The sequence below is a fragment of the Streptomyces sp. SBT349 genome, from assembly GCF_001083795.1.
GTDB lineage: Bacteria > Actinomycetota > Actinomycetes > Streptomycetales > Streptomycetaceae > Streptomyces.
This window is the reverse complement of record NZ_LAVK01000047.1, coordinates 1-22,842: the sequence shown is the minus strand read 5'-3', so window position 1 is coordinate 22,842 and position 22,842 is coordinate 1. Positions and strand designations below refer to the sequence as shown.

Sequence of the window (22,842 nt, the reverse complement as noted above, 5' to 3'; positions counted from 1 at the left end):
GACGAGCCCTGCCACCTCCGACGATGACCGAGGTCGCCCGGAACGTACGAGCCCGGGTCTCCTCTCTCCGACCCGCGGGGCGGAGTAGCTGCCGCTTCCCTGGGACCTGACGGAAGGCCAGTTGGCCTGGCCCGGTGGAACGATCCGAGGGCCGGGGGTGGGCTTGAGTTGTGCGGCTGGCTACGCTCGGGGCCTCGGGCGCCGGCCGTAGCGGCGTCGCGTTGCCCGTCGCATCGCCGTCTTCATGGAGAAGAGCCTTGACCGACCACGCCTCCCCCGCGCCCGCCGCGATATCCGCGTGGCCACCCGAGTCCGTGCCCGAGGTGGAGCTACTGCGGCAGTTCGACGAGAGCGGACCGCGAGAGTTCTTCGCGTGGGGCTTCGAGCTCGTCGAGTACGAGGACCGGGTCGGCGAGGGTTACTCCGACGATCCCGAGTTCGCTCACTCCTTCCTCGCCTTCGCCATGAACTCCACCGGCTCCAGGCTCGCGCTCTGGCGAATCGACGACCGTTCGGACCCGGCCACCCTGCCGGTCGTCGCGTTCGGGGACGAGGGCGGCATCGGCCTCGTCGCCCGCAGCCTTCGTGAGCTGTTCCAGCTTCTCGCCTGCGACATGGAGCTCTGGGTCTACCTGGGTGGCCTCGATTTCGTCCGCTGGGACGAGGACGCCACGTCGAGCCCGCGCCACGAAGAGTATGTGGCCTGGTTGAAGAGCCAGTTCGGCCTTGACCCGGTGGCTGATCCGAACGCGGTCGTCGGCGCGACTGTCGAGGAGCTGGGGAAAGCGTTCGATGCCTGGATGCAGCGGTTCGGGGTGGAGAACTGACTCCCAAGCTCGGACCGCGAGTTCGGTTCTCGTCGCCCGCTCCACGATGAAGACCGGATCAGCGGCCGCACCCGCCTGGCCCAGCCGGCCACCGAACGCGGCTCCGCGGCTCAGCGGCTCAGCGCAAGCCAGGGGTGGAGTTGCCGAGCCAGTCCGTGCCGCGGCGGCGGGCTCGTCCGCGGGGGCCGCGTTGACCATGACCCGGGCGAGACGGTGGTGCCGTCGATGAGAATGTCAGGACGGCCCCCTTGCCGCCCGTGCTGGCGTACACCGTGGGAACGGCGGTCCCCGCCTCCCGGGCGATGTCGGCGACGGTCACGTTCGCGGACCCGTGGTCGACGAAAAGCCGTGTCGCCGCGTCGCCGCGTCGAGGATCGCCTGCAGGCATCACGCCCCACCGCTCGCCTTGCTCCGGCTCTCCGGTGAGCCGGGGCCGACAGCTCTACCGAAGGACGACCCGTGAGCGATCTCCCCTCCTTGTCCGCCAACCCGGACCATCCCGACCGCCAGTACGTGCTCGGTCAGGAACTGCGGGTCTCCATTCTCACCTCGGCGGAGGAGACCGACGGCCGTCACGACGTGGTGGACTCCTTCATGCCCGCCGGCGCGGCCACACCGTTGCACGCCCACACCAGGTACGAGGAGCGGCTCTGGGTCTCCTCCGGGTCGTTGACCGTGTGGGCAGGGGACCGGAAGGTGACGTTGCGCTCGGGAGACTTCTACACCATCCCCCTGCGCGTGCCTCACGCGATAGCAGCCGGTCCGGACGGCGCCCGCGCCCTCAACATCTCCTCGCCCGCCGGATTCGCCGAGCTCATCGCGCGCGCCGGGACCCCGCTCCGGCTGGCCACCGCGACCACCGCACTCGACGTGGAGCTGTTCAACGCGCTCGCCGAGGAGATGGGCGACATCCTTCTCGGCCCGCCCGGAGCCACACCCGCCGACCTCCGCTCGGAGCCCCCGACGCGCACCTGAACCGCTGCGCGGCCCTGCGGCTTGGCTGCGAGCGTGGCTTGGGGGCTCCTGGCAACTGACCGCTGGGCAGGGCCGGGTATCGACGCGGGGGTGGGGCGGGTCAGCGGTCCGCCAGTTCCTCGACGATCGGAGCGAACGTCTCCATGTCGTTGAGGAGGAAGGAACTGATGCCGAGGCGTTCGCGCAGGGCGATGAACTTCCGCGTCAGTTCCTTGATCGAGCCGATGAACACGTGCGGGGACTCCATGATCTCCTCGACCGTGAGCTCCACGCCGGTGCGCTCGCGGAGCTCATCGGCTCGTCTGCGAGCCTCGCCCTTGGCATCGTTGGTGAGGACCATCGGGCCGCCGGTCGGATAGCTGTTCAGCTCGATCCCGAGGAAGCGGTCACCGGCCGCCTCGCGGATCCAGCCGATCTTCTCTTCGGTGGCCGCGAACGTGATGCTCGGTGCGTCGAGTGTCGGCACGCCCTTCCCGTCCTTCCCGAGCCGGGGTGCCAGGCCGATGATCTGCGCCTCCTTGGCGGCCAGCGTCAGCAGGCGCTTCCCTCCGCCGCCGATGAAGATCGGCGGGTGCGGGCGCTGGACCGGCTTCGGCTGCGCGTCGTAGTCGGTGATCGTGTAGTGCTCGCCGTCGAAGGAGAACTTCCCGTCGCCGAAGCAGCCCTTGAAGACCCGGATCGCTTCGGTGAGTTGGGAGACCCGTGTGCCGACGGGCTCGAAGGGAATGCCGATCGCGTCGTGCTCGGGCTTGTTCCAGCCGGCGCCGAGGCCGACCTCCAGGCGTCCGCCGGAGAGTCGGTCGAGCGTCGCGAGCTCCTGGGCCAGGACCGCGGGGTGCCGGAGGTTGTTGTTGAACACGAAGGTGCCGACGCGAAGCTTCTCGGTCGCCGCGGCCGCGGCGGTGAGGAACGGGATCGGCGCGTGCTGGGCCACGAGATGGTCCGGGGCCATCAGGGCGTCGTAGCCGATCGACTCCGCGCGACGCGCGAAGGCGGCCAGGCCGGGCAGGTCGTGCAGCTCGCCGACCGCGGCGAGGAAGCGAAACGGACGCATCGCGTCATCGTGCCCAAGATGTGCGACGAACACCAGGAGAAGGGGTTTGGCGCCGAGACATGTGACGGCCAGTGGCGTCCGCGGTGACGAGAGCCATGGTCCGTCAGCCCATGTCCGTGCCCGACGCCTGCCCGCAAGGTCGGTCGCCCGCGGTCAACGGGGGCCAGGCGCCACAGCCAGCCGGAGTGGCAGTCCCGTCTTGTTGGCGGTTTCCCCTCGGTGGCGTTCGTGCATATGTACCCGTGGAGGTCTGGGCGCGGCCCGGCTTACAGTTTCACGCTGTCCGCCGGCTCGTAGGGCGGGCGCGGGTGGTTCGTTCGTGGTTGGTTCGGCATCGAGGGAGGCCGCTCATGGCCAGTGTGTTTCAGGAGCGCAAGCTTGAGGGGATGTTCGCCGCGTTCGACGCGGACGGCGACGGCTCCTTACGCGAGGAGGACTTCAGGGCGCTCGTGGCCCGTTGGAGTCGGCTGCCGGGGGTGGGCCCCGGGACGGAGCTGCGGGCGCGGGTAGAGTCACTGCTGATGGGGTGGTGGGCGGCGCTGCTGGACGCCGGGGACGCCGACGGGGACGGGGCGGTCGACCTGGGCGAAGTGCTGCTGCTCGTCGACCGGTTGCCCGCCATGATCGCGGACGTGACCGCGACCGCCGACACGATCTTCGACGCCGTGGACGCCGATGGCGACGGCCACATCTCCTCGGAAGAACATCGCAGGCTCGTCGAGACCTGGAACGGCCAGCCCGTGGACCTGACGGGCGTGTTCGAGCTGCTCGACGCGAACGGTGACGGCCTCCTGAGCCGCGAGGAGTTCGCGCTGCTGTGGCGCCAGTTCTGGATCAGCGACGACCCGGCGGAACCGGGCAACTGGCTCTGCGGCCGGTTCTCCGTCTAGTTCAGGGGTCATGACCGCACCGGGAAACGGACCGCCGGACCACCGGACCGCCGGACCGCCGGACCGCCGGACCAGCGCCTGACGCGGCCGGCTCCCGGGACGCCCGGCCCGCTCCGCGCTCGCGAGCAGGGTCGGCCGCATGTCCCTCGCTCCGCGATGGAACAACTGAGCGGCGGCCGGGGCATGTGCGGCCGCCGTGCGGCCCGGCGCCGGTGGCCTACCAGTGGTCGTTCACGGTGGTTTCGGCGAGTACCTCGCCGTTCGTGTCGTAGGCGATGACCCGGAAGGCGAAGGTGAACTCCGGGTGGCGGCCGGCGTCGAGGTAGTAGACGCCCCAGCCCGTCTCCCCCGCGAGCGTGACCACCGTGGCCGGGTAGGTGACGTCCTGGCCTTCGGGCGCGATCTCGATCCGCGACGGCGTCGCGTCCAGCCGCCAGGCGCCCTCGACCAGCACGACCGCGCCTGCGTCCTCGCTGTAGCCGGAACTGATGCTGCCGGGACGGATGTTGCTGCCGGGGTAGCCCTTGGCGGCCTCGATGTCCTCGGCGAACGACGCGGGCGAGGTGACCACATAGTTCTCGTCGCCCTCGGGCAGCAGCCCGAGCACGGTCTCGTCGTTGATCGGCACCGGTTCATAGGGCCGCGCCTCGACCGGCGCGCCGCTGTCGTCGCCGTGGGGCGACGGCGCCTCGCGCGTGGCCGCGGGCGGCGCGGGGTCGTCGGGCCCGCCGGTGCCGGCGGATCCCGCGCCGGTCGGCAACCACGCCAGGCAGGCCGCCAGCACCGCCGCCAGCACGCCCGCCGTTCCCGCGACCGCCGTCGCCAGCCGGCGGCGGGCACGGAGCGCGCGGCCCCGGCGGATCATCTCCTCCACCGGCGCCGACCCGACCACCAGCGTCCCCGCCGCCCGGCGCAGTTCCTCAACGAATTCCGGCCCGTTCTCCCGTTCCGGCACGGGTCGTCACCTCCTGTCCTCTCTCCGGCGCGCGCAGGCCCCTGACCGCCGGGTCGGCGCGCAGTTTCTCCAGGCCGCGCGCCGCCCGGCTGCGCACCGTTCCCACTCGGGTGCCGAGCAGCGCGGCGACCTCGGTCTCGGTGCGGTCCTCGACGTAACGCAGCACGACGGCGGCGCGCTGCCGCGGCGGGAGCCGTTGCAGCGCGCCCGTTAACACGTCCCGGTCGAGGACGTGGTCGGCCCGGTCCCGGACGCTCTGTTCCGGGAACCGGGTCGTCAGCCACTCGGGCACCCGCAGCCCACGGACCCGGTCGCGATGGGCGTTGATCATGATCCGCCACACATAGGCGTCAGGATCGGTCGCCCGGGTCACGCGGGCCCAGGCCGCGTACGCCTTGACCAGCGCCGACTGGACGAGGTCCTCCGCGTCGTGGTGGTGGCCGGTCAGCAAATACGCGGTTCGCAGCAGCCGGGGCCACCGGCTGACCGCGTAGGTCCTGAAGTCGGCGTCGCGGGATGAGGGTGCACGAGTCATCTGGGTCGTCGGATGCCGTGTCAGGAGTCCAGGGAGACCTCGAACTCGCTGAACACCTCGCCGTCCGTGCCGGTCGCGGTGATCGTGTACGTGTCGACGCCGTCGATCTCCCACTCGGCGGGGTCGAAGTAGAAGGTGCCCCAGCCGTCCTCGTTCTTCAGCGCCACCGGCTGCGCCCCGTAGCCCCAGTCCTGGCCCTCAGGCGTGACCGCGATGAACGGCAGCCCCTCATCCAGCCGCCAGACGCCCTCGATCAGGACGATCTCGCCGTCCTCGCCGTGGATGCCCGCGCCGACGCTGTTGGGGCGGATGTTGCTGCCGGGGTAGCCCTTGGCGGCCTCGATGTCCTCGTCGAAGAACGCGGGCGAGGTGACCACGTAGTTCTGGTTGCCCTCGGGCAGCAGCCCCATCACGAAGTCGTCGTTGATCACCACTCGCTGGTAGGGCCGCACCTCGATCAGGTCCATCCCGCCGGCCTGGGCTCCCTGCGGGAAGAGCAGCACCATCGCGGCGGCGCCGGCGGCGCCGGTGAGCAGGGCGCGCTTCAGGGTCAACTGTCCGGTCATGAACTCTCCAGGGGTTGGTCGTGGGTCGGTCATGAGTCAGACGTCGGTCACCGGCCGAATCTATCCGCGCTCTGTCCGCCCTCCGTCCGCCGTTCCGTCAGCGCGTCGGACCCGGTGTTGGCCGCGGCGTCCCGGGTCCCCTCCCGGGCTCGGTGGGTCATGCTGGGCGGGCACAGGCGTGGGAGAGGGCAGAGGAGGGCCGTGACATGGCGGCGGGACGCACGGCGGAGGGCGCGGCGCGGCTGCTGGGCCGGGCCGCGCGCCGGCGGGCCGACGGCTCCCGGGGTCCGCGGGCCCGGCGGGCGTGGCGGCGGCTCGTCCAGGCGTGTGGCGCGGGCGATCTCGTCGCGCAGGACGCGGTGCGCGCGGGCGCCGGGCTGCCGGAGGCGGATGTCCTCGACCTGCTGGCGGCGGCCCCCGTGGAGCCCGCCGACCGGGCGGCGTATCTGGCCCTCATCGGGCAGCGGGGCCAGCGCCGGGCCCTGGATCCGGACGGCTCGTTGCTCGCGCTCGCCTACCGCGCCGCGCGGCCGGAGGTGCGCGAGCGGCTGCGCGGGCTAATGGCGGCCGAGGGTGACGTCGACGTCATCAGGGTCGTCGTCACCGGCGATCGGCGCGACCGTCTCGCCGAGTTGCCCCGGGACGAACTCGACCATCTCACCCGGCACTTCGCCGAGGGGCGCCGCTGGGAGGAGCTGCGCGGGCTCGCCCGCGACCTCCCCCTGGCGCAGGCCGCGGCGGTCGCTCGTCTCCTGCCCGCGCACGAGCGCCCGGAGGGCTCGGCCCCCGTGCTCGCGGCACTGGCCGCGTACTCCGCGGAGCGGCTCGCGGCCACCGTGGAGCGGCTCCCCCGCGACCATCTGATCACCCACGAGATACGCAGCACGGCCCGTGCACGGGCCTCCTTCTCCCCTGACTTCTCCGAACTGGCCGTGTGCCACGTGGGACGGGTGCCGGGCCGCCGAGCGGCGGCGCCCCGGATCCACGTGGACACGCTCCGGCTCGGCACGGGGGAGGCCACGCATCGTTTCAGCGGCAAACGGCACTACCGGTACGGCGACGAGGAGTCGGTACTCCACCTCGGCGAGGAGATCCTGATCAGGCAGGGCTACTCCGCCACGGAGCACGCGCTCATCACGCGCGTCGTGCCGGATGTCCACGCCATCGGCGCCCCGGACCGGTTCTCCGCCCTGCGGAGGGCGGGCCACGGCGCGGTGGTGATCGTTCGCGGCCGGCCTGCCTTCATCGACCCGGGGGCACGGGACATGAGGCGCGGGCCGGATCTCGCTGTGGGTTCCGGCCCGGAACGGGAGGACCACTCCGCGGTCGCGACGCTCCCCGCCGCTCAACTGATCGCGGTCGCCGGGGACAACGGGCTTCGCGTGCTGAACGAGCGCGGAGAGGTGGTTCATGAACTGGCCACGGTGATTCCCGAGGGCGCGCTGCCGCTCTCACGCGACGCGTACGGTGGCCTCCGGTCGGCGCTGACCTTTCTCTCACCGCGTTCGCTGGCCCGGCACCTGTTCTGGCGGGATGGCACGGACGTCAGGCAGCGCACCGAGATCTGGGAGCTTCCCGCCGGTGGTGCCCCGCGCCGCGTGGCCGAGCACCACGGGCCGATCCGGGAACGCTGGCCCCTGGAGACGTGGCGTGGGCCGGCGCTCGATGACCGTTTCGCCCGGAGGCTGCTCACCTCCGACCTCCAGTACGACGTGCTCGCCCCCGACATCCCCGGTCTGCAACGGCCCTTCTCGCCGGTCGCGGGATCACCGGAGAGCGGACGTGCGGTGGCGATGGCGCCCTGGGGGGACATGGTCGCCGTCCAGCGGCACGGTGAGCCGGTCGTCGAGGTGCACAGCGCCCATCTGCCGGTCGCCCGCGCGTTGTTGGAGCGGCCGATGGTGCGCGGCGGGCCGGGGGACGTGCGACGGGTGGACGAGCTGCGGCGCGCCGTGGCCGATCCCGCGGTGCGACAGCCGCTCGATCTGCTGGCGACATGCCTCGCCGAGCGCTTCGGCGCCGACATCGCACTCGCCCCGCCTTCCGCGTTCCCGTCGGACCCCACCGGCATCGCCCTCGGCCACGACCACGACCACGGCCGGAACGGGGTGGGGTGAGGTCCATGCGCTCGCGGCGCGTCACGCCGCTGCTGCGGCAGCGGGCCGTGGACACCGTGCTGCGCGAGGCGGCGTCCGGCTCGCGCGCGAACGGTGCCCGGGGCTGGTGGGCGCGGTGGGCGTGGCGGCGGGTGGTGCTGGCGTGCGCGGCGGGGGATCCGGCCGCGCAGGACGCGGTGCGCGGGGTGGCCGCGGAGCTGGTGGAGGCCGACGTGCGGGACCTGCTGGCCGCCGCACCGCGGCGGCCCGCCGAGCGGGCCGCGTACCTCACCCTGATCGGCCAGCGGGCCCAACGCCGGGCCCTCGACCCGGACGGCACGCTGCTGGCCGTGGCCTACCGCGCGGCCGATTCGGAGACGCGCGGGCGGCTGCGGGCGGCGATGGCGGCCGAGGGCGACCCCGACGTGGCCCGGGTGGTGGTCGTCGGCGAGGCGCGGGATCGGATCGCCGGGCTGTCGTACGACGAGCTCGACCATCTGGCGCACCAGCTGGCCGAGCACCGGCGCTGGGCCGAACTGCGGCGTCTGACCCGCGATCTGCCGCTGGCGAAGGCGGTGGCGGCGGCCAGCCTGCTGCCGCCGCGGGAGCGCTCGGCGAGCACGGGGGACGGCGCGGTCGACTTCCTCCCGACCGCCCTGTCCGCCCAGACCGACCTGTCCGCCCAGGCCGCGAGCCGGCTGCGGGCCACCGTCGGGCGGCTGCCACGCGAACGCCTGCTCACGCATCAGACGGGCGGCCACGCGCTGGTGGCGTCCTTCTCCCCCGACTCCTCCGAACTGGCCCTGAAGTGTGGGGTGCGGAAGAAGAGGTTCTACCGGGAGTTCTCCGATTACGCGGAGTTCGAGGTGGAGACGCTCACGATCGCCACGGGGGAGGCCACGCACCGCTTCGGCGAGCGGACCGCGGGAGGGTACGACGATGCGGTGCTGCACCTGGGCGACGAGATCCTCGTCAGGCTGACGACGGGTTCCGGCAGGTGCAGCGTCGTCCGGGTCGCGCCGGACCACCAGGTCCTCTGCGCCCCTTCCGACCTCTCGGGCATGCGGAGGTCGGGGAACGGCGCGGTGATGCTCTGCCGCCGGGGTCTCGCCCTCGCGGAGCCCGGCGCCGACCGGCTGCGGTATGTGCCGCTCCCCTGGTTCAGCGAGCGGAACGGGGGCCCGGGGCTTCGCGGGCTCGACGGGCCCACCCACACGCCGGCGACGCTTCCCGGGTCACGGCTCATCGCGTTCGAATTCCTGGGGCAGCTTTATGTGGTGGGCGATAACGGACAGGGGGTGCTGCACACCGCCCCGGTGAGGGACAGGTCCGTCGCCGTGACCGATCCTCTCGTGCTCTTCTTCCTCTCCCCTCACGCACTGGCGCTGAACTTCCCCGGCCCGTACCGCACTCGCCGCACCGAGGTATGGGAGTTCCCGCCCGGGGGCGGGCTGCGCCGCACCGCCGAGCACGTGGGCGAGATCCTGGACCGGTGGCCCGTCGAGGAGTGGCGGGGACGGTACATCGACGACGCGTTCGCCCGGCTGTTCCTCTTCCGCGGGCCCTATCAGGTCTCCCCGTGGTTCGGATGCCTCGACGACGACCTGCCCTGGCCCCAGGGGCCCGGTGGGACGAGTGCGCTCTCCCGCGTGCACGGAGTCCGGGGATTCCTGACGACGGCTCCCTGGGGCGATGCGGTCGCCGTCGCCACCCAGGAGGGCCTCGGCGCGCCGATCGCCTGCGAGGTGCACAGCCCCCACCTGCCCGCCGCCCGGGAGCAGTTGGAGCGTCCGATGCTGCACGCCACACCGGGCGACCTCCAACGCGTCCATGAACTGCGCACGCGAATCGGCGACCCGGCCGTGCGCGAGGCGCTGGACGTGCTGGCGGGGTGTCTCGGCGACCGCCTCGGCGGCGAGATCGCGCTCGGGAGCGGCGAGGTCCTCGCCCCGTACTCCGACACCGACCTCGCGCTCGGCCGGGACCCGGAGGGATGAGGGACCCGGACGGGCGCCAACTGGGCTGCGGTGAGGGCGAGTTCGTCCGGGTTCAGCACCGCGCGGACGGCGGTGACGCTGCCGTCCGCGCCGAGCTCGGGCACGATGACGACGGTGAGCCGGCCCGCCTCCCGCATCGGGATCGCCGGTTCCTCGTTGACCGTCGCGACGGCGCAACTCGCCGCCGCGGCGCGGTCGGTCGGTCGGTCGTGGCGAGCGTGGCCGGCGGCCGGGCGCCGCCATGGGCCCGCGCCCGGCTGAACGGCTGGCGGGCGTGGGCCTCTTCGATGCCGAGGATGCGGGCACCGCGCTCCACGTCGCCTCCGGAGGTGTACGCGGTCGGCGAGGCCGCCGTGGCCCTCCGCGCAGCACGCCACCCCCGCGCGCGCCGATCCTCGCCCAGCGGCATCCGGCCCTCACCGCCGTGGCACAGCCGAGGGCTGTCCTTCTCACGCGGTGCGAGAGGGCAGCGGCTCTCACGGCCGGGGCGTCCTCGTCATCCGAGGCTGCCGGGCTGGTAGGTGCCGGCGGGCTGCTTGATCATGACGTTCATGCGGTTGAAGGCGTTGATGATGGCGATGAGGGAGACCAGGGCGGCGAGTTGCCCCTCGTCGTAGTGCTTGGCGGCGTTCGCCCAGGTCTCGTCCGTGACCCCACCGGCCGCGTCGGCGATGCGGGTGCCCTGCTCCGTCAGGTCCAGAGCGGCGCGCTCGGCGTCGGTGAAGACCGTGGCCTCCCGCCAGGCCGCGACCAGGTTGAGGCGCACCGTGGTCTCCCCGGCGTGGGCGGCGTCCTTGCCGTGCATGTCGACGCAGAAGCCGCAGCCGTTGATCTGACTGGCACGAAGCAGCACCAGCTGCTGCGTCGCGGCCGGGAGCGCCGAGTCTGCGACCACCTTTCCCGCCGAGGTGAAGTGCTTGAGGATCTTGCCTACGTCCGGGTTGCCGAAAAGGTTCAAGCGAGCATCCATGGTGAGCGCCTCTCCCATTGCCGGTGGTTGCACACCTCGAACGGAACGGCTCGGCGAGATGTGACGGGAAACCAAATGTGATGTACGTCTCTTTCCGCGGAGCGGGCGCATGGACCGTGCGCGACGACGCTCGGAACCGGCCGCCGACGCGCCCTCGGGCCCGGCCCCGACGCGTGGAACCTTTCCCCGGTCGGCCCGAGGATCCGGGGAAGAACTATCCGGTTCCGTTCACCGCCGGTCCGGTCGTTTCGACGGTAGCTATAGCAATCAGCCCCCCACAAGGGCGTCTTGCGACGCGGGAAATACGGCGTGCGCGCCCCCGCGCCCCCGTGAGCGCTCGCCCCGCGGGCCGTCTCGCGATGTTCACCAGCGCGACTGTGGGAGAGATTCGCACGTCCACAGAAAACGCTGATCACGGAGAATCGGAGATGGCCTCGGTTTCGATCCCATCCGAGCACACGATCCCTAACGGCGCGCATAACCGATCGCCGGAGGGATTCCCTCCGCTTCTGGCCACATCAGCGGGCCCGGTCCACGCGAATAGTTGTTTGAGGGTTCAAGCATCAACGGTGGAGCGACCGGCGCGATCGTGATCGCGCGTCGGGGCGCGGGAAGAGGGACTTCTCGAAGGCCACCGGAGATCACGGCCATGGCGAATGCGCCGTCCGGAAAGCGAGAAAGGACATCGGCGTCCCGGGCCACCGCGGAAGCCGCGGCAGTCGGCGTCGGCGGGTCGACCGGCGCCCGACGGATCCCGGCGACCGCGCCGCCCGTTATCGGGAATGAGGAGATAGGGACGGAAGGTGGTCGGGGGATTCCCGCTCCACCGCGGCAACGCTCTGGCCCCCCATTCCCTCGGGGACCGGGCGCGCCTTTCGGCGAGCCCGCTTTCGCCCTACCGCACACCCGAGGCGCGACGTCCATGGTCACGGTCCCCCGCTATGCGGAACGCGATCCGAGGTTTCCTCGATCGCCGCCTCGGGGCACGCGCGGCTCTCGCGGTCGCTGAACCGCCATACGACGCCCCGGCCCATGCGAAGTGCTCATGGAAAACGGTGCCACGATTCCGCACCCGCGATCTCGGGGCCGACGGCGCGTCCCGCGCCGTGCGCCGATCGACGCTCGGACACCCGGTTTGTTCGGCCGACGGGAAACAAAATTTCCCTTAAGCCCTGCTAAACCCGGCATTCGCCATTCCGTCGAAGGGTATGCCTCCGGTCCCCGCGCCGGAAGCCCGGACGGTTCATCCGGAAGGGAATCGCGGAAGGGGCGCCCCCGATCCCTGCCCGCGAGAGGCAGGCCCTAGCCGATAACCCTTCCCGGAGAAGGCGCTCCCCTCCGGCCGGTCCACCGAATCGACGACGCCGTCGTCCGTCACCCGTGTCCCCGTCCCCGGGGAGGCGGATTCTCCGACGCGTCGTCGACTTCACCGTCGCCGTGCCGACCGGAGTCGCTCGGGCACGGCCGCCCTCCACTCCAGGAAAAGAAACGCCGCTCCGCGCGGATTCCCCGCCGGCCGGAATCCCGTCCGGCCGGGCGCGGGGCCGCCCTCGCGGCCCGCCGTGCGCGACCACAGCCCGGAAAGCGCGCCGCGCGAAAGGCCGCCGCCGGTCGAGCCCGATTACGGTGTCCGACCCGGCGGCGGCGGCTCGATCGACGCCCGCCGCGCATCGGTCGGGCCGCGCCGGTTCCCCGCGCCGATTCCCCCGGGAAACCGCGCCGGACAAGCGAGCGAGCGAGCGTCCTCTCCCGCATGGCACACGCCCTTGACGCGGGGAAAACGCGGAGGGCTCCCGCCCGCCCGGGAGGGCTTTTCCGGTGGCGACGCCCGCCGCGACGTGGCGTGATCTTTCCCCCCGCGCCGGCCCGGCTGACACATCACGGCCGTCCGTCAACGTCCGTAACTGAGCGGTCCATTCACATGAAAACTCCGCATACCGTCAGCGAGGGCGATGGGGTGAGGTCACGGAGACATACGCGTGCGGCACGCTCAGTGACGGATGTCGTGACCCTCTTGACGAGTGCTGTCGGTCTCGAAGATCGTGGACCAGCCTTCTACGCACAGCGAGCTTGCGGCGGTTGTACGATCCGATCACAGTCCCGCTAGCGTCCCGCGCATCCTCCCGCGCGTCAGGGGGCGGCGCACAGCACGAATCCTCGGTTGACCAGCCGAGGACAACACGCTGGAGGGGGAAATCTTGGTAAGAGCCGAGCTATGTCAAGCCGCATCGTGCCGCAGCGCACGGAACGGGAATGCGGGAGAGGGGCCAGGCAGAGCTGGTAACGGATGGTTCCTGTGCATGGTATGCCGGGACCGTCTCGTGAATGATCTCCTCAACTTACCCGCGCTGTACTCCGACTGCAACCGAGTCGCAGGTCCGGAATTAGTACGCGTGATACGGAAAGCCCCTCGAAAAAGCGCCACTACCGACTCGATGAACCCCGCGGCCGCCGAGATACGGTCGGCCATTCGAACCGTCCTGGCATCCTGGGCCGGCCTTGTCGCCGATGAACGCCGGATGCAGCCACCGGACCGAGACATCCCAGCGCTCTCTCGATTCCTCTGTCGCCACATTGAGTGGCTGACTCGCCATCCTGCCGCCGGCGATATGGTGGACGAGATTCGAGACCTCGCCCGAAGCGCACGGAACATCGCGTATCCCAACAGCGTCCGACGTGTGCACATCGGCTGCTGCCCCGACGGCGAATGCGATGGAGAGCTGTTCGCTCACATCCGCCCTCACGGTGACCCCCTTCCGTCCGAAATCATGTGCACGATCTCCCCCGCCCACACGTGGCCGGCCACTTGGTGGACTACGCTCGCCCGTCAGATACGAAGAAGGCAAGGAGAAAGTGCTTGAAACTGGAAGCCGCGACGGCGGGTCTGACAGCCGACGACATTGCCACCGTCTGGCGTATCCCTAAGGGCACTGTCTACCGTTACGCCCATCAGCACGGATGGCGCCGTTACACCCATGTCGGCCGCGCCTATTACCACCCGGACGATGTCACGACCACCCTCGACCAGTTAGCCAAAGAGGAGCGCTAGCCTTCATCGGCGTAATGACCCGCGGTATCGGCCCGATGGGACAACATCGGGTCGCCGCCGCCGGCACACCGTATGCGCGCCTCCCACGGGGTTGCCACCGAAGTGGCTCGGGACCGTGGCCGGTGCTCACCCCTCAGGTGGCGATGCCACCGGCCACGACCGTCTCCCCACCGGCCATCCCCGCGATATTCGCGGCCAATGCCGGAACCATCGCCCGCATTCTCCTACCGGCCGACCGGGCACCGGCTGCACCCACCTCCATGAGCCGACGCGAGGCCACCTCCCGTCGGCCCCCTCCGGCGACCGTCGCCGGGAGCCGGTCGCACCGCCTTCACACCCCATCACACGCCATCGACATACCTCCATCACCATCACCTCGATCCCCGACCGAAGGTGACGGGACGATATCCGGGGCCCTGAACACCGGGCGATAAAGCGCCCGGGAAGCACATCCTCCATCCCCGTCCCGCTTTCACGGTATCGACCGGACCGGGGCCACCGCATTGCCCGCCTCGCCCGGGGACACCGGTCATCGCCATCGCAACATCGCGACGTTCACCCGCCGTCCTGGCGCGCGCTGACGGTACTCGCGCGTTTCCTGCGGATAGGAGAGGAGAAGGCGGGCCTGAGCAGAGGGCCAAAGCGCCACGAACAGGCATTCGAATGTCTCCACTCCTTCCGGAGTTCTTCGGAGAGGGAGGGGATCTCCTTGTTCCCGTACGTGCGAGAAAAGGGAGGATAGGGCGGACGCCGTACCGGCTCAGGCGGCACGGCCGGCCTTGAGTGCCGCCGCGACCTCCACGACGCGGCGCCCCTGATGGTGGGCGGCCCTCAGGACCACCTCGCCGGGCGGCCCCTCGCCGGCCACGTGGGAGGTGCCGTAGGGGTTGCCCGTCTGGAACTGCACCGGGTCGGTGTAGCCGGGGGGCACGATGATGCCGCCCCAGTGGTAGAACGTGTTCGCCAGCGCCAGGATGGTGGACTCCTGCCCGCCGTGGGCCGTGCCCGAGGCGGTGAACGCCGAGTACACCTTGTCCGCGAGCCTGCCCTCCTGCCACAGGGGGCTGGTGGTGTCGATGAACGCCCTGAGCTGGCTGGACGGGTTGCCGAAGCGGGTGGGGCTGCCGAACAGCGTCGCATCGGCCCAGTCCAGGTCGTCGAGGCCGGCCTCGGCGATCTCGGCGGCGTCCTGGAGGTGCCGCGCCCAGGCCGGATTGGAGTCGACCGCCTCCGGCGGCGCCGTCTCGGCGACCCTGCGCAGCCGCACGCGCGCGCCGGCCTTCTCCGCGCCCTCGGCGACGGCCTGCGCCAGGGCGTGAACGGTACCGGTGGAGCTGTAGTAGATGATGGCGACGTTCACGGGTTCCATGATCTGTTTCCCTCCTTCGCCGGGTGGGGAGAGGACGCCGTGCCGCGTCAGAAGGAGTGGGGGCCGAAGCGGCCCCACGCCACGAAGCCGGGCACGGCGACCAGGACCGCGCTCACCACGATCCCCATCGCCTCCTTGCGGCGGCAGTGCACGACCACCGCCCCCGCCATCAGCAACACCAGGCCGGAGGCGGCCAGCGGCACCAGCACCGGCGCGATGTCGAACGTGGCGGGCAGGATCAGGCCGACCGCGGCCAGCATTTCGAGGACACCGATGGCCTTGATGGCACCGGCGCCGAAGTCCTCAACCCAGTCGAAGCCCGAGGCGGCCAGCTTCTCCTTGGACCGTGCCACCTTCCCGGCGCCACTGGCCAGGAACGCTACGGCCAGCACGCCCGCGACGATCCACAGAGCGGTGTCCACGATGGTCCTCCACGCGGGGTGGTGAGCGACTCCCGTTTCGAAGTCGTGAGTGGCGATCGGGAGTCCCGCGTGAGGGCGGCCGAGCGGGCCGGGGGAGCAGCCGATCCTGTCAGCAGTACGACGACGCGACCCCTCGTAATGTGAGGTGGCCCGCCGACCTCGTTCGTCGGCGGGCGAAGCGCATCCGCCCGTTGATGCCTCGACCGGTCCGGCGTTGGTACTACTTCGGCGCCATCGCGCCCGCCGGGCCGACGGCGCTGTCAGGGTGTGAGGGCCGGTGCTCGGCTGCGGCGTGCGGTAGACGTCCGCACGCCCGCGCGACGGGCGCCGGCCCCGCGCCTCCGGTTCCGCCGGCGGCGCCCCTCAGCAGTGAAGGAGCCCGGCCGTGTTCCAGTACCCCGTGCCCACGCAGGACGACACCGAGGACGGATCCGAGGGCGCGACCGGCGCCGGGACCGGCACCGACGACGGCACCGGGACCGACGACGGACCGGTCTACGTCGAAGGCCACTCCGACGGCGAAGGCCCCACCACCTTCGTCCCGACCGGCACCACGGTGTACCACCACACCACCTGGGGCACCGAACTGCCGGACTCCAACGTCCTGGACGCCCTGCTCAACCCGGGCACGGGCGTCGTCGAGACCCTCACGGCCGGCGAGCCGATCGACAACTGCTCCCTGAACGTGCTGTCGGACTCGGAGATGGCCTGGTCGCTGTCGATCAACCGCCCGAAAGGCCGCGGGCTCCACGTCGTCGTCGGAAGCGCCCTGCTCCCGGGGCCGGTGCGCCTGTGCGAGGCCCCCGACACCTGCCGGGACGGGCCCGAGCACCACTGCCGCGGGGTCCTGGGCCGTTACCCGGCGTCGGAGATCCACCTGCTGACCTGCCGGGGGGAGGCGTACGTCACCGTCAACGACGGCGAGCTCCACCAGCCTCTGGCCGCGGCCACGCAGTTCGCGCGCTCCGTCCTCACGCTTCCCCGGGAGGAACGGCTGAAGGCGGTCGGGAAATGGAACGGGCTGACCCGCGCGGCCAGGAACGACCTCGCGCGTTTCCTCTCCGCCGCCTCGGGCCGCGCCTGGATGGAGTCCGAGCACGCCCGCGGCTTCGCCGCCGACCGCCGGGGCTGCGCCCTCGACCACCATCGCTACTCCACCCTGCAGAGCGAGGAGGAGAGCGCGTACCTCACCGATTCCACCAGCCGCGTGCCCGAGCCCGCGTACCAGGAGTGGCACGAGGTGCGTGGACTGATCGCCGAGGGGGCGAAGGCCGTGGAGCGGATCGCGGAGCGCAACGGCGCCCTGCTCGGCGAGCAGCACGCCGAAGAGACGCACACGGCGACCCTGCGGTACCTCCAGTACGGCCCCGTCTTCGCGCTGGGGGCGGACGAGGCCGACCTCGCCCCCGTCCGGGCCGCGCTGGCGCCCCGCACGGAGGTGACGGTGGCCACGGGCGACCGGCCGGCGACCCTCCTCGTCGAGGGAACGGTCCGCGTCTCCTGGACCTACGAGAGCACCTTCGTCGGACCGGGCCCCAACGACACCGCCGGGCCCCATGTGACCGTCCATGTCGGCGAGACCGCCGCCGCTGCGGACGCCGCGGAGGCGGGGCTGCTGCTGTGCGCGGACGAGGACGGCTACATCGACTGCGCGGAGGATCTCGCGCTCGCCCTTCTCTTCGCCTGAGGACCCGCCACCGACGACGGACCGGACGAACCGTTCACCGCCGGGTGGCCGGGGGGAGGAGGGTCAGGAGCGCGGCCGGCGCGGTTCGTCGTCCCGTGCCGCGTTCTTCTCCCTGATACGCGCCGCTTCCTTCCGGACCTCGGCCTGGGTGGCGCGTTCCCGCTGGAGCCACTCGGGAAGGTCCTCTCTCAACGCCTGGATCTCCTCGGTGGTGAGGGCCTCGGTGACCCCTCCGCGCGCGAGACCGGCGATGGAGACGCCGAGCCTGGCCGCGACCACCGGCCGGGGATGCGGGCCGTCGCGTCGCAGATCCAGCAGCCACTCCGGCGGATCGGCCTGGAGCGCGTCCAGTTCGGAACGCGAGACGACGCCCTCCTGGAACTCCGCGGGCGTGGCTTGGAGGTACACACCCAGCTTCTTCGCCGCGGTCGCGGGCTTCATCGTCTGGGCGGTCCGGTGCGACGTCATGGTGTCCAGGGTAACGAGCGCCCGCGATGCCCCCGACCACGACCGGATAGCCTGGCGTCGTGACAGGCTCGGATGCGCCCCCCTCGTTCCGTCTCGGGTATGTCCCGGGCGTGACGCCGGCCAAGTGGGTGCGGATCTGGAACGAGCGGCTGCCCGAGGTCCCCCTGACCCTGATCGCGGTGTCCACCGCGGAGGCGGCCGACGCGTTGCGGGGCGGCGGCGCCGAGGCGGGTTTCCTGCGGTTGCCGATCGACCGGACGGACCTCAGCGTGATCCCCCTCTACACCGAGACGACGGTGGTCGTGGTCCCGAAGGACCACGTCGTGGCGGCGGTCGACGAGGTGTCGGCCGAGGATCTCGCCGACGAGGTCGTGCTGCACCCCCTCGACGACACCCTCGCCTGGGAGCGCCGCCCGGGACGGCCGGCGAACGAGCGCCCCGCCACGACGGCGGACGCCGTCGAACTGGTCGCGGCGGGGGTGGGGTTGCTGCTCGTCCCGCAGTCGCTCGCCCGCCTGCACCACCGCAGGGACCTCACCTACCGGCCCGTCCCGGACGCCCCCGAGTCCCGCGTCGCGCTGTCGTGGCGGGAGGACGCGACCACCGAGTTGGTGGAGCAGTTCATCGGGATCGTCCGCGGGCGGACGGTCAACAGCTCGCGCGGGCGCCCGACCCCGCCCCAGCCGAAGCGCAAGCGCCCCGATCCGGGCGACGCGCGGCAGAGGACGCCCCCGACCGGGAAGTCGGCCGGGAAGTCCGCTGGGAAGTCCGCGGCGAAGTCCGCCGGGAAGTCGGCCGGGAAGAGCCCACGGGGCGGTTCCGGCGGCCCCAAGGGAGGCAAGGCCGGCAAGCGCGGCAAGCCCCGCCGCCGGTCGTAGCCGGTCAGCCGAGCCGGCGGACCGGCGAGCCCGCGAGGAACGCCGCGATGTCCTCGACGGCGTCGCCGTAGAACGTGCGGTAGTTCCCCTCGGAGACGTAGCCCAGGTGCGGGGTGGCCAGCAGGCGGGGCAGGGTGCGCATCGGGTGGCCGGCCGGGAGGGGCTCCGTGTCGAACACGTCGAGGCCCGCCCCGGCGATGGCGCCGCGGCGCAGGACGTCGGCGAGCGCGTCCTGGTCCACGATGGCGGCCCTGGAGGTGTTGACCAGATAGGCGGTCGGCTTCAGCAGGGCCAGTTCGGACGCGCCGATCAGTCCGCGGGTCCGGTCGCTCAGCGCGAGGTGGACGGAGACCACGTCCCCGGTGCCGAGCAGTTCCTCCTTGGAGGCGGCGCGTGCCACGCCGACCTCCTCGGCCCGCCGCTCGGTGAGGTTCTGGCTCCAGGCCGTGACCTCCATGCCGAAGGCGAGCCCGACCCTGGCCACCCGGCCGCCGATCCTTCCGAGCCCGAGCAGCCCCAGGCGCCGGCCGTGCAGGTCCGCGCCGACGGTGCTCTGCCAGGGGCCGCCGGTGCGCAGCGCGGTGTTCTCGGCCACCAGGCCGCGGGCCAGCCCGAGGATGAGCGCCCAGGTCAGTTCGACGGGCGGCGTCGGGGAGCCGGCCGTGCCGCAGACCGTCACGCCGCGCCGCTCGGCCGCGGCGTAGTCGATCACGGAGTTCCGCATGCCGGAGGCGACCAGCAGCCTCAGCCTCGGCAGCCGGTCGAGCAGCGACGCGGGGAACGGGACCCGCTCGCGCAGCGTGACGACGATCTCGAACGCGGCGAGCGCCTCCGCCCGTTCGTCCTCCGTGGCGAGGTGCTCGGCGAAACCGACCACCTCCACCCGGTCACTCACCGGCGACCAGTCGGCCATGGCCGTGGCCACGCCCTGGTAGTCGTCGAGGACCGCGCACCGCAGCTTCGTCTCCGACATCCCTCACTCCTCCTCATGGCTCATGGCTCACGGCCCATGGCTCACGGCTCACGGCTCACGAACGCGGGGCCCGGCGGGTCCCCGCCGCATGCTCCCACTCCGGAGGGGTCCGCGGAGGCGGCGCTCGCGTCATGATGTCCCCGGCCACCACGCGCCCCACGCCCCCGCACCGGAAGCGAGAGCCCCATGCGCCGTCGCACCGCCCTGCCCGCCCTCACCGTCGCCCTGGCCACCGCCGCGGCCGGCACCACCGTCGTCGCCACGGCCGGGGACCGGCCCGGGGGGCCACCGTCCGAACGCACGCTGCTGGACCAGGTGCGGGCGCGGGGCGTGCTGCGGGTCTGCACCACCGGGGACTACCGGCCGTTCAGCCATCGGGAACGGGAGACCGGCGCCTACGAGGGCATCGACATCGACATGGCCGAGAACCTCGCCGACAGCCTGGCCGTCGAGGTGGACTTCGTGCCGACGACCTGGGGGGAGCTGCTCGACGACCTGACCGGCGGCGCGTGCGACCTCTCCATGGGCGGCGTCTCGGTGACCCTGGACCGGGCGCGGGAGGCGTACTTCAGCGTGCCCTATCTCGTCGACGGCAAGGCGCCGATCGTCCGCTGCGAGGACGCGGAGCGGTACCGGACGCTGGAGGAGATCGACCGGCCGGGCGTGCGGGTCATCGTCAACCCGGGAGGGACGAACGAGCGGTTCGTCCAGGAGAACATCGACGAGGCCACGGTCGTCCCCCACCCCGACAACACCACGATCTTCGACGAGATCCTGGCCGGCCGGGCCGACGTCATGATCACGGACGCCAGCGAGACCCGTTACCAGTCCTCGCTCCACCCGGAGCTCTGCGCGGTGAACCCCGACGACCCGTTCACCTTCGCCGAGAAGGCGTACCTGCTGCCGCGCGGCGACGAGGAGTTCAAGGAGTACGTCGACCAGTGGCTCCATCTCGCCCTCAACGACGGCACCTACGCCGGGTACGAGGACGACTGGCTGGACTGACGCCGGGGCCCGGACCCCGGACCCGGACCGCGGACCGCGGACCCCGGGGCGCGGTGGCCCCGGGGTCGGGCGGGGTCAGCCGAGGAGGGTGGGGCGTCGCCAGTCCTCGCCGAGGAGGTGCTGGGCCAGGAAGGCGAACACCGTTTCGTACCAGACCTTGGCGTGGTTGGGCGTCAGCACCCAGTGGTTCTCGTCGGGGAAGTAGAGGAACTTGTGCGAGGTGGTGCCGTCCGCCGTGCCGTCCTTGGCGTGGAGGTCGGCCCACAGGCGCAGGGCCTCGCCGAGCGGGACCCGGTAGTCCTTGTCGCCGTGGATCACCAGCAGCGGCGTGCGGATCTCGTCGAGGAAGAGGTGCGGTGAGTTCGCCTCCGCGATCTCCGGCGTGAACTCGTCGGCGAAGGCGTAGGCGTAGTCGCTGACGCGGACGGCGTGTTCGAGGGTCCACAGGGAGGCGTGGGTGACGATCGCGCCGAAGCGGTCGGTGTGCCCGGCCACCCAGTTGGCCATGTAGCCGCCGTACGAGCCGCCCATCGCGCCGACCCGGGTCGCGTCGATGTCGGGGCGCCGTTCCGCCTCGTCGGTGACGCTCATCAGGTCGGTGTAGGGCGCGCCGCCCCACTCGCCCCAGCCGCGGCGGATGAAGTCGACGCCGTAGCCGGTGGACAGCGCGGGGTCGGGCTGGAGCACGGCGTACCCCCGGGCGACGGCGAGCCACTGGTTCCACCGCCACGACCAGGCGTTGGTGGAGGCGATGGGGCCCCCGTGGATCCACAGCAGCAGCGGCGCGGGCCGCTCGGGGGAGGCGTCCTCGGGCAACGAGAGCCACGCCCGCAGCGGGGTGCCGTCCGCGGCGGTGGTGGTGACCTCGGTCAGCCGTCCCGGGAGCGTGGCCGGGCGGCCCAGCGCCTCGGCGGGCCCCGGCAGCGGCTGGAACGGGCCGCCGCCGTCCAGCGGGACGCGCACGGGGGCGGGCGGGCTGTCCATGGCGGAGCGCACGGCGTAGACCCAGCGGCCGTCGGGCGAGACGCGCGGATCGGTGTAGGCGCCGTCGTCCGGGGTCAGCCGGGTCACCTCGCCGGTCTCCGCGTCCACCCGCCACAGCGGGGAGCGGCCCCCGTCGTCGGCGGCCACGACCAGGGCCGTGCCGTCGGGGGTCCAGGTGGGGGTGCCCGGCATGCGGTCCCAGCCGGCGGTCAGGTCGCGGGCCTCGCCGCTCGCGACGTCCACGAGGACCAGCCACGTGTCGCCCGGGTCCTCGGGGCTGAACCGGCGGTTGACGGCCATGGCCGCCCGGCTCCCGTCGGGCGAGAGGCGGGGCGCCTCGTGGTCGAGGCTCGGGTCGTCGACGAGCGTCCTGCGGGTGCCGGTCGCCACGTCGATCGCCACCAGGGCGAACCGCTGCGATCCGTTCGGCTCGGGAACGACCCAGGAGGCCACGACCGTTCGGCCGTCGGGGGCTATGTCCCAGCCGCCGTCGTCGTGCAGCGCGCGGCCGACGTGCCCGGTGATGTCGCGGGCCTCGGGGGTCCCGTCGGTGGTGGCCAGGTCGTCCGGCAGGTCGGCGGCGAGGAGGCGGGTGGCGGCCGGGCCGAGGTCGTGGTCCCAGAGCCGAACCTGGGGGTCCTCGTGCAGGATCGCGGTGACCTTGGCCTTCTTGCGGGCCTCGCGCAGCGCCGCGTCGTGCTTCGGGTCGGTGGCCGAGGGCAGCAGCCCGGCGGCGAGCAGCAGCGTTCCCGAGTCGCTGACCAGCGCGTTCTCCACGCCGCCCGGCGGGGAGGCGATCACCCGGGCGTCGCCGCCACCGGCCGGCTGCACCCACAGCGCGGGGGCGTCCCGGTCCTCGGAGGCGCCGGGGCCCGGCCGCGCGGAGATGAACAGCAGGTCGCCGGAGGGGGTGAACACCGGCCCCGAGGCGCCCTTGTCGCCGCGGGTCAGCGGCCGGGCCGGCCGTTCGCCCTCCGGGTCCACCTCCCACAGGGCGGACACGTAGCGGGTGCGGTCGGCGTCGAGGGTGGCGGCGGCGACCACCAGGCGGCGGCCGTCGCGGGAGAGGGCCAGCCCGCCCACGCGGGGCAGGGCGACGAAGGAGTCGAGATCGTGAAACGGGGTGGCGGGAGCAGAGGAGG

General features: G+C 72.2%; 20 protein-coding genes. 9 read left to right on the top strand and 11 right to left on the bottom strand.

Going from position 1 to position 22,842, the window contains the following annotated elements:
- Positions 1–257 precede the first annotated feature (257 nt).
- Positions 258–827, top strand: coding sequence for a hypothetical protein (locus ADY01_RS08740; protein WP_049568463.1), 570 nt, complete (start codon positions 258–260; stop codon positions 825–827).
- Positions 828–945: 118 nt separating this feature from the next.
- On the opposite strand, the gene ADY01_RS41775 is transcribed toward ADY01_RS08740, so the two are convergent.
- A complete protein-coding gene (locus ADY01_RS41775; protein ID WP_107081678.1) occupies positions 946–1,215 on the bottom strand; it encodes a helix-turn-helix domain-containing protein in 270 nt (89 codons plus the stop codon).
- Positions 1,216–1,286: 71 nt separating this feature from the next.
- On the opposite strand from ADY01_RS41775, the gene ADY01_RS08735 reads away from it, so the two are divergent.
- Positions 1,287–1,802, top strand: a complete 516-nt coding sequence (locus ADY01_RS08735) for a cupin domain-containing protein (protein ID WP_049568460.1) — start codon at positions 1,287–1,289, stop codon at positions 1,800–1,802.
- A gap of 100 nt (positions 1,803–1,902) precedes the next feature.
- Here ADY01_RS08735 and ADY01_RS08730 read toward each other — a convergent pair whose 3' ends face one another.
- Positions 1,903–2,856 carry a TIGR03621 family F420-dependent LLM class oxidoreductase gene (locus ADY01_RS08730; RefSeq protein ID WP_049568458.1) on the bottom strand — a complete coding sequence of 318 codons (954 nt, stop codon included), beginning with the start codon at positions 2,854–2,856 and terminating at the stop codon, positions 1,903–1,905.
- Between the two features lie 350 nt (positions 2,857–3,206).
- Between ADY01_RS08730 and ADY01_RS08725 the strand changes: the two genes are divergently transcribed.
- Complete coding sequence (locus tag ADY01_RS08725; RefSeq protein WP_049568456.1) at positions 3,207–3,746, top strand: EF-hand domain-containing protein; 540 nt, start codon at positions 3,207–3,209, stop codon at positions 3,744–3,746.
- A gap of 217 nt (positions 3,747–3,963) precedes the next feature.
- Here ADY01_RS08725 and ADY01_RS08720 read toward each other — a convergent pair whose 3' ends face one another.
- The 3 genes from ADY01_RS08720 to ADY01_RS08710 are packed head-to-tail and all read right to left on the bottom strand — an operon-like array spanning position 3,964 to position 5,802.
- Positions 3,964–4,701, bottom strand: coding sequence for a hypothetical protein (locus ADY01_RS08720; protein ID WP_049568454.1), 738 nt, complete (start codon positions 4,699–4,701; stop codon positions 3,964–3,966).
- On the bottom strand, positions 4,667–5,236 hold the full coding sequence (locus ADY01_RS08715) for a SigE family RNA polymerase sigma factor (protein WP_049568449.1): 570 nt from the start codon (positions 5,234–5,236) through the stop codon (positions 4,667–4,669). Before ADY01_RS08715 ends, ADY01_RS08720 begins: the two co-directional genes overlap by 35 nt.
- A gap of 20 nt (positions 5,237–5,256) precedes the next feature.
- The gene (locus ADY01_RS08710; RefSeq protein WP_049568446.1) at positions 5,257–5,802 is read right to left on the bottom strand and encodes a hypothetical protein; all 546 of its coding nucleotides are present in this window, start codon (positions 5,800–5,802) and stop codon (positions 5,257–5,259) included.
- 206 nt (positions 5,803–6,008) lie between these two features.
- Here ADY01_RS08710 and ADY01_RS08705 point away from each other — a divergent pair, with 206 nt between their 5' ends.
- Together ADY01_RS08705 and ADY01_RS08700 are read left to right on the top strand one after the other, a co-directional pair.
- Entirely contained in the window at positions 6,009–7,919 is a 1,911-nt protein-coding gene (locus tag ADY01_RS08705) for a hypothetical protein (protein ID WP_049568441.1), read from the top strand.
- A gap of 5 nt (positions 7,920–7,924) precedes the next feature.
- Positions 7,925–9,895 carry a hypothetical protein gene (locus ADY01_RS08700; protein WP_159001045.1) on the top strand — a complete coding sequence of 657 codons (1,971 nt, stop codon included), beginning with the start codon at positions 7,925–7,927 and terminating at the stop codon, positions 9,893–9,895.
- A 496-nt stretch (positions 9,896–10,391) separates the two neighbouring features.
- On the opposite strand, the gene ADY01_RS08695 is transcribed toward ADY01_RS08700, so the two are convergent.
- Positions 10,392–10,865: a carboxymuconolactone decarboxylase family protein gene (locus tag ADY01_RS08695; RefSeq protein ID WP_049568492.1), complete on the bottom strand. Its 474-nt coding sequence runs from the start codon at positions 10,863–10,865 to the stop codon at positions 10,392–10,394.
- A gap of 2,857 nt (positions 10,866–13,722) precedes the next feature.
- Between ADY01_RS08695 and ADY01_RS08690 the strand changes: the two genes are divergently transcribed.
- A complete protein-coding gene (locus ADY01_RS08690) occupies positions 13,723–13,914 on the top strand; it encodes a hypothetical protein (RefSeq protein WP_107081675.1) in 192 nt (63 codons plus the stop codon).
- A gap of 760 nt (positions 13,915–14,674) precedes the next feature.
- Here ADY01_RS08690 and wrbA read toward each other — a convergent pair.
- Together wrbA and ADY01_RS08680 are read right to left on the bottom strand one after the other, a co-directional pair.
- On the bottom strand, positions 14,675–15,286 hold the full coding sequence (gene wrbA / locus ADY01_RS08685; protein WP_107081676.1) for an NAD(P)H:quinone oxidoreductase: 612 nt from the start codon (positions 15,284–15,286) through the stop codon (positions 14,675–14,677).
- 44 nt (positions 15,287–15,330) lie between these two features.
- A complete protein-coding gene (locus ADY01_RS08680) occupies positions 15,331–15,705 on the bottom strand; it encodes a DoxX family protein (protein WP_049568430.1) in 375 nt (124 codons plus the stop codon).
- Between the two features lie 385 nt (positions 15,706–16,090).
- Between ADY01_RS08680 and ADY01_RS08675 the strand changes: the two genes are divergently transcribed.
- Positions 16,091–17,392 carry a hypothetical protein gene (locus ADY01_RS08675; protein WP_049568427.1) on the top strand — a complete coding sequence of 434 codons (1,302 nt, stop codon included), beginning with the start codon at positions 16,091–16,093 and terminating at the stop codon, positions 17,390–17,392.
- Between the two features lie 63 nt (positions 17,393–17,455).
- On the opposite strand, the gene ADY01_RS08670 is transcribed toward ADY01_RS08675, so the two are convergent.
- A complete protein-coding gene (locus tag ADY01_RS08670) occupies positions 17,456–17,860 on the bottom strand; it encodes a DUF5997 family protein (RefSeq protein ID WP_049568423.1) in 405 nt (134 codons plus the stop codon).
- Positions 17,861–17,919: 59 nt separating this feature from the next.
- Here ADY01_RS08670 and ADY01_RS08665 point away from each other — a divergent pair, with 59 nt between their 5' ends.
- Positions 17,920–18,738, top strand: a complete 819-nt coding sequence (locus ADY01_RS08665; RefSeq protein ID WP_078900109.1) for a LysR family substrate-binding domain-containing protein — start codon at positions 17,920–17,922, stop codon at positions 18,736–18,738.
- Between the two features lie 4 nt (positions 18,739–18,742).
- On the opposite strand, the gene ADY01_RS08660 is transcribed toward ADY01_RS08665, so the two are convergent.
- Positions 18,743–19,711, bottom strand: a complete 969-nt coding sequence (locus ADY01_RS08660; protein WP_049568416.1) for a D-2-hydroxyacid dehydrogenase family protein — start codon at positions 19,709–19,711, stop codon at positions 18,743–18,745.
- 186 nt (positions 19,712–19,897) lie between these two features.
- On the opposite strand from ADY01_RS08660, the gene ADY01_RS08655 reads away from it, so the two are divergent.
- Positions 19,898–20,716 (top strand): transporter substrate-binding domain-containing protein, encoded by an 819-nt coding sequence (locus ADY01_RS08655; RefSeq protein WP_049568413.1) that lies wholly within the window; start codon positions 19,898–19,900, stop codon positions 20,714–20,716.
- Between the two features lie 75 nt (positions 20,717–20,791).
- Here ADY01_RS08655 and ADY01_RS08650 read toward each other — a convergent pair.
- Positions 20,792–22,842 (bottom strand): alpha/beta hydrolase family protein (locus tag ADY01_RS08650; RefSeq protein ID WP_049568485.1); only part of this gene is annotated, 2,051 nt, incomplete at its 5' end.

Excerpts from the sequence above, each read along its gene's own strand:
- ADY01_RS08700 (WP_159001045.1), top strand. The coding sequence starts at position 7,925 with ATGCGCTCGCGGCGCGTCACGCCGCTGCTGCGGCAGCGGGCCGTGGAC.
- ADY01_RS08715 (WP_049568449.1), bottom strand. The coding sequence starts at position 5,236 with ATGACTCGTGCACCCTCATCCCGCGACGCCGACTTCAGGACCTACGCG.
- ADY01_RS08730 (WP_049568458.1), bottom strand. The coding sequence starts at position 2,856 with ATGCGTCCGTTTCGCTTCCTCGCCGCGGTCGGCGAGCTGCACGACCTG.
- ADY01_RS08670 (WP_049568423.1), bottom strand. The coding sequence starts at position 17,860 with ATGACGTCGCACCGGACCGCCCAGACGATGAAGCCCGCGACCGCGGCG.
- ADY01_RS08655 (WP_049568413.1), top strand. The coding sequence starts at position 19,898 with ATGCGCCGTCGCACCGCCCTGCCCGCCCTCACCGTCGCCCTGGCCACC.
- ADY01_RS41775 (WP_107081678.1), bottom strand. The coding sequence starts at position 1,215 with ATGCCTGCAGGCGATCCTCGACGCGGCGACGCGGCGACACGGCTTTTC.
- ADY01_RS08705 (WP_049568441.1), top strand. The coding sequence starts at position 6,009 with ATGGCGGCGGGACGCACGGCGGAGGGCGCGGCGCGGCTGCTGGGCCGG.
- ADY01_RS08710 (WP_049568446.1), bottom strand. The coding sequence starts at position 5,802 with ATGACCGGACAGTTGACCCTGAAGCGCGCCCTGCTCACCGGCGCCGCC.
- ADY01_RS08725 (WP_049568456.1), top strand. The coding sequence starts at position 3,207 with ATGGCCAGTGTGTTTCAGGAGCGCAAGCTTGAGGGGATGTTCGCCGCG.
- ADY01_RS08660 (WP_049568416.1), bottom strand. The coding sequence starts at position 19,711 with ATGTCGGAGACGAAGCTGCGGTGCGCGGTCCTCGACGACTACCAGGGC.
- ADY01_RS08695 (WP_049568492.1), bottom strand. The coding sequence starts at position 10,865 with ATGGATGCTCGCTTGAACCTTTTCGGCAACCCGGACGTAGGCAAGATC.